This window comes from Stenotrophomonas sp. SAU14A_NAIMI4_8 (assembly GCF_003086695.1).
GTDB lineage: Bacteria > Pseudomonadota > Gammaproteobacteria > Xanthomonadales > Xanthomonadaceae > Stenotrophomonas.
Genome location: NZ_CP025999.1, coordinates 1,492,056 through 1,505,522, shown reverse-complemented (window position 1 = coordinate 1,505,522; position 13,467 = coordinate 1,492,056). Strand labels below are relative to the sequence as shown.

General features: G+C 68.9%; 10 protein-coding genes. 5 read left to right on the top strand and 5 right to left on the bottom strand.

Translation table 11 applies throughout. From position 1 onward, the window contains the following. Positions 1-75: 75 nt before the first annotated feature. The gene (locus C1930_RS06925) at positions 76-984 is read left to right on the top strand and encodes a helix-turn-helix transcriptional regulator (protein WP_108749083.1); all 909 of its coding nucleotides are present in this window, start codon (positions 76-78) and stop codon (positions 982-984) included. A gap of 59 nt (positions 985-1,043) precedes the next feature. Next, positions 1,044-3,287: a DNA topoisomerase IV subunit A gene (gene parC / locus C1930_RS06920; protein ID WP_108771382.1), complete on the top strand. Its 2,244-nt coding sequence runs from the start codon at positions 1,044-1,046 to the stop codon at positions 3,285-3,287. A gap of 329 nt (positions 3,288-3,616) precedes the next feature. Here the strand turns inward: parC and bfr are convergent, their stop codons facing one another. Then, positions 3,617-4,105 (bottom strand): bacterioferritin, encoded by a 489-nt coding sequence (gene bfr, locus C1930_RS06915; RefSeq protein WP_108749081.1) that lies wholly within the window; start codon positions 4,103-4,105, stop codon positions 3,617-3,619. A gap of 148 nt (positions 4,106-4,253) precedes the next feature. Between bfr and C1930_RS06910 the strand changes: the two genes are divergently transcribed. Next, entirely contained in the window at positions 4,254-6,584 is a 2,331-nt protein-coding gene (locus C1930_RS06910; protein WP_108771381.1) for a penicillin acylase family protein, read from the top strand. Positions 6,585-6,699: 115 nt separating this feature from the next. On the opposite strand, the gene C1930_RS06905 is transcribed toward C1930_RS06910, so the two are convergent. Next, entirely contained in the window at positions 6,700-8,094 is a 1,395-nt protein-coding gene (locus C1930_RS06905) for a cation:proton antiporter (protein ID WP_108771380.1), read from the bottom strand. Between the two features lie 105 nt (positions 8,095-8,199). Then, positions 8,200-9,891 (bottom strand): asparagine synthase B, encoded by a 1,692-nt coding sequence (asnB, locus tag C1930_RS06900; RefSeq protein WP_108755782.1) that lies wholly within the window; start codon positions 9,889-9,891, stop codon positions 8,200-8,202. A 353-nt stretch (positions 9,892-10,244) separates the two neighbouring features. Between asnB and C1930_RS06895 the strand changes: the two genes are divergently transcribed. Continuing rightward, positions 10,245-11,123 (top strand): tetratricopeptide repeat protein, encoded by an 879-nt coding sequence (locus C1930_RS06895; RefSeq protein ID WP_108755781.1) that lies wholly within the window; start codon positions 10,245-10,247, stop codon positions 11,121-11,123. A 97-nt stretch (positions 11,124-11,220) separates the two neighbouring features. Further along, complete coding sequence (locus C1930_RS06890; RefSeq protein ID WP_108755780.1) at positions 11,221-11,904, top strand: pentapeptide repeat-containing protein; 684 nt, start codon at positions 11,221-11,223, stop codon at positions 11,902-11,904. A 64-nt stretch (positions 11,905-11,968) separates the two neighbouring features. On the opposite strand, the gene dapE is transcribed toward C1930_RS06890, so the two are convergent. Beyond that, on the bottom strand, positions 11,969-13,096 hold the full coding sequence (gene dapE, locus C1930_RS06885; RefSeq protein WP_108755779.1) for a succinyl-diaminopimelate desuccinylase: 1,128 nt from the start codon (positions 13,094-13,096) through the stop codon (positions 11,969-11,971). After that, a complete protein-coding gene (locus tag C1930_RS06880; RefSeq protein ID WP_108752600.1) occupies positions 13,093-13,458 on the bottom strand; it encodes an arsenate reductase in 366 nt (121 codons plus the stop codon). Before C1930_RS06880 ends, dapE begins: the two co-directional genes overlap by 4 nt. Positions 13,459-13,467 lie beyond the last annotated feature (9 nt).

Here is a 13,467-nt window from a genome sequence, read left to right as displayed (position 1 = left end):
CAGCAATGGGCTGGATTCGATGAAGGCGCACACCTTAATGGGCCTCTGCGCTGGCCCGGTAGTACAATCCAGCCAATGAATGTCACATTCCAGCCACCCCCGGCGCGCGTGAATGCCGGTGAACCGGGCCCGCCCACCCTGCTGCGCGAGGTGGCGCTGGACTGGTTCGAGCGCAACGATGGCCCGCCGATCATCGCCTTCCGCTTCGACAGCCCGCAGGGCCTGGCCCGTGAAGTGGACTGGCACCACCATGCGCGGGCGCAGCTGATCTGCGTGGAACGCGGCCTGCTGACCACCCGCACCTCGCACGGCACCTGGTCGCTGGCGCCGGGTTCGGCCGGCTGGATGCCGCCGCTGGAGGCCCACACGGTCAGCCTGGACGGGCCGATGCGCGGCTGGGGCATGGCCCTGGCCGCGCCCCTGTGCAGCGACCTGCCCGCCGACCCCTGCGTGCTGGGCTTGTCACGGCTGGCGCAGGCGGTGGCCGAGCGCATCTGTGAGTGGCCGCTGGAATACGAAGGCAGCGAGGACCGCCGCCACATCATCCAGGTGATGCTGGATGAGATCCGCAACGCGCCCCGCCAGCGCATGCACCTGCCCATGCCGCGTGACCGGCGCCTGCTGAAGATCGCCTCGCAGCTGCTGGCCGAACCGTCCGACGAGCGCAGCCTGGCCGACTGGGCACACTGGGCCGGGCTGTCGCCGCGCAGCCTGACCCGGCACTTCCGCGACGAGACCACCCTCAGCTTCGCCCAGTGGCGGCAGCAGGCGCGGCTGGCCGAGGCCCTGCGCCGGCTGAGCGAGGGCCACAGCGTGGCCGACATCGCCCACGCACTGGGTTTCAGCAGCGCCAGCGCCTTCGTCACCGTGTTCCGCCGCCACTTCGGCCTGCCCCCCGGGCGCTACCTGGCGCGGGTCGGCAACGGCCTGGAATCGACCCTGGACCCCGCGCGCGGCTTGGCATCCCCCGCCGCATCCGGATAATCAGCGCATTGAGAGCGCCGACCGCCGTCTTCGCCTCCCGACATAGGTAACAACGCCGCATGACCGAACTTGCCCGCCCCGTGTTCCACGGTTTCGAACAACTGCCGCTGCGCGAGTACGCCGAACGCGCTTACCTCGACTACTCCATGTACGTGGTCCTGGACCGCGCCCTGCCGTTCATCGGCGACGGCCTGAAGCCGGTGCAGCGCCGCATCATCTATTCGATGAGCGAGCTGGGCCTGAACGCCGCGTCCAAGCCGAAGAAGTCCGCGCGTACCGTCGGTGACGTCATCGGTAAGTACCACCCGCACGGCGACAGCGCCTGCTACGAAGCACTGGTGCTGATGGCCCAGCCGTTCTCGTACCGCTACCCGCTGATCGAAGGCCAGGGCAACTTCGGTTCCAGCGACGACCCGAAGTCGTTCGCGGCCATGCGTTACACCGAATCCAAGCTGACCCCGATCGCCGAAGTGCTGCTGGGCGAGCTGGGCCAGGGCACCACCGACTGGGCGCCGAACTTCGACGGCACCCTGCAGGAACCGACCTGGATGCCGGCGCGGCTGCCGCACCTGCTGCTGAACGGCACCACCGGCATTGCCGTGGGCATGGCCACCGACGTGCCGCCGCACAACATCAACGAGATCGTCAGCGCCCTGCTGCACCTGCTGGATGACCCCGACGCCAGCGTGCGCGACCTGTGCGAACACGTGAAGGGCCCGGACTATCCGTCCAACGCCGAGATCATCACCGCGGCCAACGATCTGCGGAACATGTACGAAACCGGCAACGGCAGCGTGCGTGCGCGTGCGACCTTCACCAAGGAAGCCAACAACATCGTGGTGACCGCGCTGCCGTTCCAGGTGTCGCCGTCGAAGGTGATCGAACAGATCGCCGCGCAGATGCGCGCCAAGAAGCTGCCGTGGCTGGAAGACATCCGCGATGAGTCCGACCACGCCAACCCGGTGCGCGTGGTGCTGGTGCCGCGTTCCAACCGCGTGGACGCCGACCAGCTGATGGGCCACCTGTTCGCCACCACCGACCTGGAGCGCAGCTACCGCGTCAACCTCAACGTGATCGGGCTGGACGGGCGTCCGCAGGTGAAGAACCTGAAGACCCTGCTGAGCGAGTGGCTGGCATTCCGCAGCAGCACCGTCACCCGCCGCCTGCAGCACCGCCTGCAGAAGGTCGAGCGCCGCCTGCACCTGTTGGAAGGCCTGCTGGTGGCGTTCCTGAACCTGGACGAGGTGATCCACATCATCCGTACCGAGGACGAACCGAAGGCGGCGCTGATCGCGCGCTTCGGGCTGTCCGAAGACCAGGCCGAGTACATCCTGGAAACCAAGCTGAAGCAGCTGGCCCGCCTGGAAGAAATGAAGATCCGCGGCGAGCAGGACGAGCTGGCCAAGGAACGCGAGAAGATCCTCGGCATCCTGGACAGCAAGGCCAAGCTGAAGAAGCTGATCCGCGACGAGCTGCAGGCCGACGCCAAGAAGTTCGGCGATGCACGCCGTTCGCCGCTGGTGCAGCGCCAGGCCGCGCAGGCCATCGACGAAACCGAACTGGTGCCCAGCGAGCCGATGACCGTGGTGCTGTCGGAGAAGGGCTGGATCCGTGCCGCCAAGGGCCACGACGTCGATGCGTCCGCTCTGTCCTACCGCGATGGCGACGCCCTGCAGGGCGCGGTACGCGCGCGCAGCACCCAGCAGGTCGCGTTCCTGGACAGCGAAGGCCGCGCCTATTCCACGCCGGTGCATACCCTGCCCTCGGCGCGCGGCAATGGTGAACCGCTCACCGGCCGCTTCTCGCCGGCGCCGGGCACCAGCTTCGTCACGTTGGCCAGCGCCGAACCGGACACCCGCTTCGTGCTGGCGTCCACCCACGGCTATGGCTTCGTCACCCGCTTCGAGAACCTGATCGGCCGCAACAAGGCCGGCAAGGCCATGCTGAACCTGTCGGCCGGCTCGTCGGTGCTGACCCCGGCGGTGGTGGCCAACGTGGCCACCGACCGCATCGTGGCGGTCACCAGCTCGGGCAATCTGCTGGCGATCACCGCCAGCGACCTGCCGGAACTGGACAAGGGCAAGGGCAACAAGATCATCGAGATCCCCAAGGCCAAGCTCGCCACCGAGCGCGTGGTGGCCGTGGTGGCCATCAGCCCGGGGCAGACCCTGCAGGTGCGCAGTGGCCAGCGCACCATGGGCCTGAAGTTCAACGAACTGGAAGCCTACCTGGGCGCCCGCGCCACCCGCGGCCACCTGCTGCCGCGCGGCTGGCAGAAGGTCGAAGGCCTGTCGGTGGAGTGACGCAGCGGGGTCGGATCCCTTTCCTCGGGAAAGGGCTCTGACCCCGGCCCCCGCTTCAACCCATGGGGTCAGAGCCGTTTTCGTTGAAAACGGATCCGACCCCGGCCCCGCGACCCCCGCCCCCCGCTTCGGTAGGTGTCAACCTTGGTTGACACGCCCTGGCGGCCAGCCGACAAACGAAAAAGCCGGGGCATTCCCCGGCTTTTTCGTTTGTCGGCTGGCGGGCGGCGGAGCGGCAGGCTGGCGAAAGCGGGCGCGCGATGCTCCAGTGCTGGCGGGCGACGTTGCGTGGTCGGCGGTGCCGGGCATGGCCCGGCGCCACCTGCGGATCAATGCGCCGGGGCGCCGCCGCTTTCGATCTTGCTCAGCTGGTACAGCTCCAGGCCGATGCGCTTGATCAGGCCCAGCTGCTGTTCCAGCCACCAGGCGTGGTCTTCTTCGGTGTCCTTCAGCTGTGCCAGCAGGATGTCGCGGCTGACGTAATCGCCGTTCTCCTCGCACAGCTTCATGCCGGCCGCCAGGTTGTTGCGCACGGCGTACTCGGTGTCCAGATCCTTCTGCAGCATCTCTTCCACGGTCTTGCCCGGCTCGCTGGCGTGCGGGCGCATGTCCGGGTCGCCGCCCAGGAACAGGATGCGGCGCAGCAGGGCATCGGCGTGCTGGGTTTCCTCTTCCATCTCGTGGTTCAGGCGTTCGTACAGCGCGAACAGGCCCTGGTCCTCGTAGCGGCGGGAATGGATGAAGTACTGGTCGCGGGCAGCAAGTTCGCCGCGCAGCAGTTCCTTCAGGCAGGCGATGACGTCCGGATTGCCTTTCATGGGGGGAGCTCCTGTGAATCGATGGCGCCCATGGTGCCCCATCTGAAATCACGGTGATCTAATCAGAATCAGTCGCAGTTGCGCTCGCGATGCGGCCGGTCATCGGCTGTGGCTAGAATCGGGGTTCACCTGCTCACGGGCCCTGTCCATGCGTCGTTGGCTGCTGCGGTTGTTGTGGTGTGTGCTGGCCTTGGTGGTACTGGCCAGCCTGGCGATCTGGCTGCTGCTGCGCGGCAGCCTGGCCGAGCTGGACGGCGAACGCGCCCTGCCCGGCCTGTCTGCGGCCGTCACTGTGGAGCGTGACGCGCTGGGCGTGGTCACCATCACCGCGGCCAACCAGGCCGACGCCATGCGCGCTCTGGGCCGCGTGCACGCGCAGGAGCGTTACTTCGAAATGGACCTGATGCGGCGCAGTGCCGCCGGCGAGCTGTCTGCCCTGTTCGGGCCGGCGGCCATCGAGGCCGACAAGCGCATGCGCGTGCATCGCCTGCGCGCGCGCACCGACGCCCATCTTGCGCAGGCGCTGGGCAGCCAGCCGGCCGTGGTGCAGGCCTACGTGGCCGGCGTGAACGAAGGGCTGGCCGCGCTGCCGGTGCGGCCGTGGGCCTACCTGCTGCTGCGCCAGGCGCCACAGCCCTGGCAGGCCAGCGACAGCGTGCTGGCTGGGCTGGCCATGTATGCGGACCTGCAGGACCCGGCCAACCAGAACGAACTGGCGCTGGCGCGCATCCGCGCGGTGGTGCCGCCGGCGCTGTACGCGCTGCTGGCCCACGATGGCAGCCAGTGGGACGCCCCGCTGCTGGGCGAACCGCGCGGCAACGCGACACTGCCTGACGCCACCCAGCTGGACCTGCGCGCCCTGGCCGCCGTGCCCGCCAGCGGTGCGGCGGACGCCGATGCGGTAGGCAGCAACAACTTCGCCGTGGACGGCACACTGACCCGCGACGGCCGTGCCATCGTGGCCGACGACATGCACCTGGGCCTGCGCGCGCCGGCGCTCTGGTTCCGCGTGCGGCTGCGCTATCCCGATCCCGATGCACCGGGCGGCCGGGTCGACATCAGCGGCTTCTCGCTGCCGGGCGTGCCGGCGGTGATCGTGGGCAGCAACGGCCACGTGGCCTGGGGCTTCACCAACAGCTACATCGACACGGCCGACTTCCGCCGCGAACCGGCCGATGCGGCCGTGACCGTGCACGAAGAACGCATCGACGTGGCTGGGCAGGCGCCGGTCCGCTTCCCGGTGCGCGAAAGCGCCTGGGGGCCGATCGTGCACACCCATGCAGACGGTAGCGGCGACGCGCTGCGCTGGGTCGCCCAGCTGCCGGGTGCGGTGCGCATGGATTTCGCCGACATGGCCCGCGCCGGCACGCTGCAGCAGGCGCTGCAGGTGGCCGACCATGCAGGCATTCCGGCGCAGAACCTGGTCATTGCCGATCGCAGCGGGCGTATCGCCTGGCGCTTGGTGGGCGCGCGGCCCGACCGCGGCCTGGGCTGCCTGCCACAGGGATTCAACGACAACCTGGACACGCCCGACTGCGCGCCCTGGGGCATCCGCAGCGATGCCGCTCCGGCGCTGATCGACCCGCCTGCGCATCGGCTGTGGACCGCCAACAGCCGGGTAGTGGATGAGCAGCGACTGGCCACCGTCGGCAATGGCGGCTACGACCTGGGCGCACGGGGCCAGCAGATCCGCGACCTGCTGGTCGCGCGCGATCGCTTCGACGAACACGCGCTGCTGGCCATCCAGCTGGATGATCGCGCGGTGTTCCTGCAGCGCTGGTGGGCGCTGCTGCAGGAGGTGACCGCCGCCAGCAACGATCCTGCGCTGCAGCGGCTGCATGCGGCCAACGCGCACTGGGACGGCCGCGCATCGGTGGATTCGGTCAGCTACCGCATCACCCGCAGCTTCCGCGGCAAGGTGCTCGATGCCGTGGAAGGCGCCCTGCTGGCACCGGCCAAGGCGCCGCTGGGCGATGACTTCCTGCCGCCACGGCTGGCGCAGCTGGAAGGCGTGGTCTGGCCGATGCTGGAACAGCGCCCGGCGAATCTGCTGCCGCCGGGCGTGGCCAGCTGGGATGACCTGCTGGCCACGGCCGCACGCGAACTGGAGGCTGACCTGTCGCAGCAAGGGCCGCTGCAGCAGCGCACCTGGGGCGAACGCAACACCGCTGCGATCTGCCAGCCGGTGGCGCGTGCCCTGCCCGCCTTCGCCCAGCGCTGGCTGTGCATGCCCGCCGATCCGCTGCCCGGCGACCGTGACATGCCGCGTGTGCAGGGGCCGAGCTTCGGCGCATCGCAGCGCATGGTGGTGTCGCCCGGCCACGAAGCCGACGGCATCGTGCACATGCCCGGCGGGCAGAGCGGACACCCGCTGTCACCGTACTGGGGCGCCGGCCACGAAGACTGGGTACACGGCCGCCCGACCCCGTTCCTGCCCGGCCCGGCGCAGCGCACCATGACCCTGGTGCCGGCCAGATAACCGTAGAGTCGAGCTTGCTCGACTGCATTGCTGTAGAGCCGAGCCATGCTCGGCTGGTTCTGGTTCAGTCGAGCAAGCTCGACTCTACAAAAGCGGAAATCGAGCAAGCTCGACGCTACCGCGCGGTGCGGCGGCGCTCGATCAGGTTCAGCAGCGGCCCGGTCATCGCGGTGGTCACCAGCGCCATGATCACCAGCACCGCGAACAAGCGATCGCCCAGCAGGCCCAGTTCGTAGCCCAGGTTCAGCACGATCAGCTCCATCAAGCCGCGGGTGTTCATCAGCGCGCCCAGGCGCCAGGCCTCGCGGCTGGGCATGCCGGTGCTGCGCGCGGCACTGAAAGTGCCCAGCAGCTTGCCCGCCGTGGCCACCGCAATCACCACCAGGCACAGCAGGATGTCCTGGGTCTGCAGCGCATCGGCACGCATGCGCAGGCCGGTCATGGCGAAGAACAGCGGCAGCAGCAGGGTCACCGCAAACGGTTCCACCCGCGCCATCAGCAGGTGCCGCAGCTGCTCGTTGGACGACACCGCCACGCCGGCGGCGAACGCACCGAACAAAGCATGGATACCCAGCACTTCGGTCACCAGCGCGCTGGCCAGGGCCAGCAGCAGGATGCCCAGCAACCAGCGCCCCTCGCGCCCGGCAACAATCTGCTGGCGCGCGAACCAGGGCTTCACCACGCCCAGCATGATCGCCACGAACAGCACCACGCAGACCAGGTTCAGGCTGGCCGTCAGCCAGCCGGTGGCCTGCGCGGCGGCCACGATCAATGCCAGCAGGCACCACGCCGTGGCATCGCCCAGTGCAGCGCAGGCAATGGCGGTCTGCCCCAGCGGGCTGTGGGTGATGCCGCGGTCGGCCAGGATGCGCAGCAGCACCGGAAAGGCGGTGATGCTCATCGACACGCCCACGAACAGCGCGAACGCGGTGAAGCCCACGCCCTGCGGCCCATGCTGCGGGTACAGCCACACCGCCAGCAGCACGCCCAGCACGAACGGCACGGCAATGCCGGCGTGGCTGACGGTGAACGCAAAACGGCGGCGCCCGCGCAGTGCGCCCAGGTCCAGTTTGGCACCGGCCACCAGCAGGAACATCAACACGCCCAACTGGCTGAGCATGCCCAGCGGCCCCAGCGACGCGGCCGGGAACAGCAGGCCATGGACCTGCGGCAGCAGACTGCCCAGCAGCAGCGGCCCCATCATCAGGCCGGCCGCCATTTCACCGATCACCGCCGGTTGCCCCAGGCGCTTGAGCAGCGCGCCGGCGCCCTTGGCCACCAGCAGCAGCACCAGCAGCTGCAGCAGGAACAGCCCCAGCGGCGAGGTCAGGTGATGGGCCCAGTCGGCACCGACCACGGCTTCGGCCTTGGCCGCCGCCACAGGCACGCCCGGGCCGGCATAGCGGGCCAGCAACAGGCCGGCCAGCAGCGGAAGACCGGCCCAGGCCAGGTAGCGCCACCCCCATTTCATCGGCGGCGCGTGGCCTCCGTTCTGTACGTCCATGAACATTCCCCAATGCGCAGGGGGCCGATGATACTTGCTTGCGCCGGGCATGGCCCGGCGTTACCCATCCGCTGCGCTCGCCGGGCATGGCCCGGCGCTACCGGTCATCGCTCAGGCCAGGGCCTGTTCGTGCACGCCGGCGATGGCGCGGCCGGACGGATCGGCGGCCGCGGCGAAGCTGGCATCCCAGGCGATGGCCGCCGGCGACGAACAGGCAATGGACTTGCCGCCCGGCACGGTTTCCGCGGCCGCGTGGCTGGGGAAGAACTGCTCGAACAGGTGGCGGTAGTAGTACGCCTCCTTGGTCTGCGGCGGGTTGTGCGGGAAGCGCTTGTCGGCAGCCGCCAGCACGCGGTCGCTCACCTGCGCTTCGGCATGCGCCTTCAGCCCGTCGATCCAGCCGTAACCCACGCCATCGCTGAACTGCTCCTTCTGCCGCCACAGGATGCTGTCGGGCAGGTAGCCATCGAAGGCCTCGCGCAGTACCGCCTTCTCGATGCGGCGGCCACCGAAACCGGCGCCGACCATCTTGTGGGCGGCATCGAAGCGCATCGCCACGTCCAGGAACTGGCGGTCCAGGAATGGCACGCGCGGCTCCACGCCCCAGGCCATCATCGACTTGTTGGCACGCAGGCAGTCGTAGTTGTGCAGGGCATCGAGCTTGCGCACCAGTTCCTGGTGGAATTCGCGCGCATCGGGTGCCTTGTGGAAGTACAGGTAGCCGCCGAAGATCTCGTCGCTGCCTTCGCCGGACAGCACCATCTTCACCCCCATCGCCTTGATCCTCCGTGCCAGCAGGAACATCGGGGTGGACGCGCGGATGGTGGTCACATCGTAGGTTTCGATGTGGCGGATCACTTCCGGCAGTACGTCCAGGCCTTCTTCGAAGGTGTATTCGAAACCGTGGTGCACGGTGCCCAGCGCTTCGGCGGCCACCGCAGCGGCGGCCAGGTCCGGCGATCCCTGCAGGCCGATGGCGAAGGAGTGCAGGCGCGGCCACCAGGCTTCGCTCTGGCCGCCATCTTCGATACGGCGGCGGGCAAAGCGTGCGGCCACCGCCGCCACCAGCGACGAATCCAGGCCACCGGACAACAGCACGCCGTAGGGCACATCGCTCATCAGCTGGCGTTCCACCGCCTGTTCGAAGGCCTGGCGCAGCTCGGCCAGGTCGGCCTGGCGCCCTTCCACATCGGCGTAGTCGCGCCACGGCTGCTGGTAATAGCGGACCAGTTCGCCGCTGGCGCTGTCGTAGTAATGGCCCGGCGGGAACTGCGCCACGTCGGCGCAGGTATCCACCAGCGCCTTCATTTCCGAGGCCACGCGCAAGCGGCCCTGGGCATCGTGGCCCCAGTACAGCGGCACCACGCCGATCGGATCGCGGGCGACCAGCACGCGACCCGCATCGCGGTCCCACAGGGCAAAGGCGAAGATGCCGTTGATCTGTTCCAGCCACTGCGCCGGCGCACCGCCCTGGCGATACAGGGCGTTGATCACCTCGCAGTCCGAACCGGTCTGGAAGTCGTAGGGCTGGGTCAGGCCCGCCTTCAGCGCCTGGTGGTTGTAGATTTCGCCGTTCACTGCCAGCGCCAGCTGGCCGTCCGCCGACAGCAGCGGCTGCGAACCGCCGGCCGGATCGACGATGGCCAGGCGCTCGTGCACCAGCAGTGCGCCTTCGTCCAGGTACACCCCGCTCCAGTCCGGGCCGCGGTGGCGCTGCCGCTGCGACAGTTCCAGCGCGTGGCGGCGCAGGGCGGGAAGATCGTCACCGGCCTGCAGGCCGAAGATGCCGAAGATCGAACACATGGGAGGGCTCCTGTTGTGGGGTTTACACGGGGGGAAGGTGTTCGACCGGCCAACCAGGCCCGGGCAGGCTGCGCCCGGGCACAAAAAAACCCGCATCGACCGATGCGGGTTTTCTGGTGTCCGGGCGTATGAAGCTGTCTATCTACCCAGGGCGCAGTCCCGCATCGGCCGCGCACGATTATTCGTGCGCAGATTATTGCGGTTGGTATTGACGGCGGTGGCCAGGCGGATCGACATGGAATTGAAGCTACCCCGCTTTTCCGACGGGTGCAACAGTTGCGTCGGCAACCAGTGCAGGCCGCAGACAGCGCCGCAACGGCATACTGCGGCCCCGCCATTGATCGACCACTGGAATGCCACACCGCATTGGACGCCCCCTGCCCCACCTGTTCGCCCTGGCCTGCGCACTGGCCCTGGGCGCCTGCAGCAGCCCAGCGCCGCGCACGCCGCCCGCACTGGCCGCGACCTGGGAACGCGGGGCCGCCGATGGCCGCTTCGAGAGCGCTTTCAGCGCCGCCGAGTACTTCGAGGTGCGCAATGATCCACGTGCGCTGGACCTGTATGCCCGGGCGGCCGCCGCGCAGCCGTGGACGTTCAACAACACCCGGGCCGAAGCAGCGCTGGGGCGGATCTGGAGCGAGGGCACGCTGCGCCACGGCACGGCGCCCGACGTGGTCACCGCGCCGCCCATCCGCGCGTCGTGGCGACGTGGCGAGCGCTGGTATCTGGCCGCCGCCCAGCATGGCAATCCCTATGCATTCGCCGACCTGGCCCAGGCTTACCGGCAGCATGGCGACGCCGCGCAGGCACTGCGCTGGGACCTGCGCCAGATGGTCTACAAGCGCCTGCCGTCCCGCGCGTCCGGACTTCCGGCCGCACTGGCAACGCAGGACGGCACGCCGCACCCGCAGGTCGTGAAGCTGCAGCGGCGCGCCGCCCGTGGCGATGCCGACGCCCAGGTGGACCTGGGTGCGGTGCTGGAACGCGGCGTGGGACTGCCGCGTGATCCCGCACGCGCGCTGCAGCTGTACCAGCAGGCCGGCGGGCACGGCCATGTCTTTGGCCAGTACTTCGCCGGGCTGCTGCTGGGCCGCGGCGCACCGGGCGTGCCGCGCGACCGCGATGCCGCCGCAGCCTGGTTCGCGCGTGCCGAAGCACAGCGCTTCTACATGGCCGCACCGTCGTACTGGCAGCGCGCGGTAGAGCCGCCGATGTTCAACTTTTCGGAATAACGACGGCGCTGTACACAGCCACGCCGGCATCACAAGACTGCCCCTGCGCCGCAGAGTTGGCGAGAATGGACTTTGGCTTGAAACAACGGCAGTACACATGGCCCAGGCTCGTTTCCATGGCGAAACCATCGACCGCGCGCGCATGCAGGCGATTGTCGCCGCCCATCCGCGCGCGGCACGCTTCGAGGAATGTTCGTTCGAGCACGGCGATTTTTCCCGCTTGGACATGGACGGGTTCCAGTTCGACCAGTGTGCAGTGGCCGGTTCGCAGTGGCTGGCGGCATCGCTGGAGGAAACGCAGTGGAGCCGCTGCCGTGGCGCAGGTGCGGATTTCACCTCGGCCCAGCTGAGCGATTCGCGCTTTGAGCACTGCGATCTGAACAACAGTCACTGGCGGCGCTCGACGCTGTCGTCGGTGCAGTTCCTGGGCTGCAAGCTGACCGGCGCGCAGCTGCAGGAAGCCGGTGGCTGGCTGCTGTCGTTCCGCGATTGCCTGCTGGTCAGCGCCGATCTGCGCGGGCTGTCATTCCGCAAGTCGACGTTGTGTGGCAATGATTTTTCCGAAGCCGATGTCTCCGGCTGCGACTTCCGCGATGCAGTGTTCGAGGGCGGCAGCCTGCGCAACGTGCAGGCGCGCTTGGCGCGCTTCGATGGCGCCGACCTGCGCGATACCGATATCAGCGGCCTGAACGTGATGGACGCCAAGCACTTCCGCAAGGCGCGCATCTCGCATGCGCAGGCGGCTGCAGCGATGGCCGCGTTCGGCTTGATCGTGGGGTGACTTGACCCGGGTGTGACATCGGGCCGGCGCCCGCCAACGGGCACCGGCCAGTGCAGGCGCTGGATCAGGCCAGCAATCGTTCCAGCAGGCGCTGGTACAGCCCGGGCAACGCGTCCAGCTCGTCCACGCGCACGTTCTCGTCCACCTGGTGGATGCTGGCATTCACCGGCCCCACTTCGATGCACTGCGCGCCCAGCGGTGCGATGAAACGTGCATCCGACGTACCGCCGCCGGTGCTTTCTTCCGGCGACCGGCCGATGTGCTCGGCCAGCACCGCGCGCGCGGTGGCGCGCAGGGTACCTTCGGGGGTGTAGAACGGCTCGCCGCTGCGGTGCCACTTCAGGCTGTACTGCAGGCCGTGGCGGTCCAGCAGCGCGCTGATCTCCGCTTCCAGCTTCGGTGCGTCCCAGTGCGGGTTGTAGCGGATGTTGAAATCCACCTCCAGCACGCCGGGAATCACGTTGTTGGCACCGGTACCGGCGTGGATGTTGGAGATCTGCAGGCTGGTTGGCGGGAAGCTCTCATAGCCCTCGTCCCAGCGCCGCGCACTCAGTTCGGCCAGCGCCGGTGCGGCCTGGTGGATCGGGTTGCGCGCCTTGTCCGGGTAGGCCACGTGCCCTTGCACGCCCTGCACCTGCAGCTTCGCCGACAGACTGCCGCGTCGGCCGACACGCAGCAGGTCGCCCAGGGTGGCAGTGGACGACGGCTCGCCGGTGATGCACCAGTCGATGCGCTGCCCGCGTTCGGCGAACAGACGCGCAACGTGGCGCACGCCATCGATGGCGTCGCCTTCCTCATCGCTGGTCAGCAGCACGGCCAGCGTGCCGGGATGATCCGGGTGGGCGGCAACGAACTGCTCGGCGGCCACCACGAACGCGGCCACGCTGCCCTTCATGTCGGCCGCGCCGCGACCGTACAGCACACCGTCGCGGATCTGCGGCACGAACGGATCGCTCTGCCAGGCCTCGCGCGGGCCCGACGGCACCACGTCGGTGTGGCCCAGCAGCACCAGCACTGGCGCGCCGCTGCCGTGGGTGGCCCACAGGTTGTCGACCTCGCCCAGCCGCAGGTGCTCGCAGTGGAAGCCGGCGGCGGCCAGGCGATCGCCCAGCAGCGCCTGGCAACCGGCATCGTCGGGGGTGACCGACGGCCGCGCGATCAGCTCGCAGGCCAGGTCCAGGACGGCGCTCACGCGCCGCCCACGCCGAAGCGCGCCTTGAAGCCGTTGTCACTGAAGCCCTGGCTGACCGTGCCGTCGGCGGTGACCACCAGCGGACGTTTGATCAGCTGCGGGTACTCGCGCAGCAGCAGCTTCCACTCGGCGTCGGATTCGGCGGCCTTGCGGTTGTCCGGCAACTGCCGCCAAGTGGTGGACGACTTGTTGACCATCGCGGCCAGGCCGCCCAGCTGCGCGGCCCATTCCAGCAGCGTTTCCGGGCTGGGCTTGTTGTCGCGGTAGTCAACGAAGGTGTACGCCACGCCGAAGCGGTCCAGCCACTTGGTGGCCTTCTTGCAGGTGTCGCAGTTCTTCAGGCCGTAGACGGTGGTGGTCATGCAGGCGCC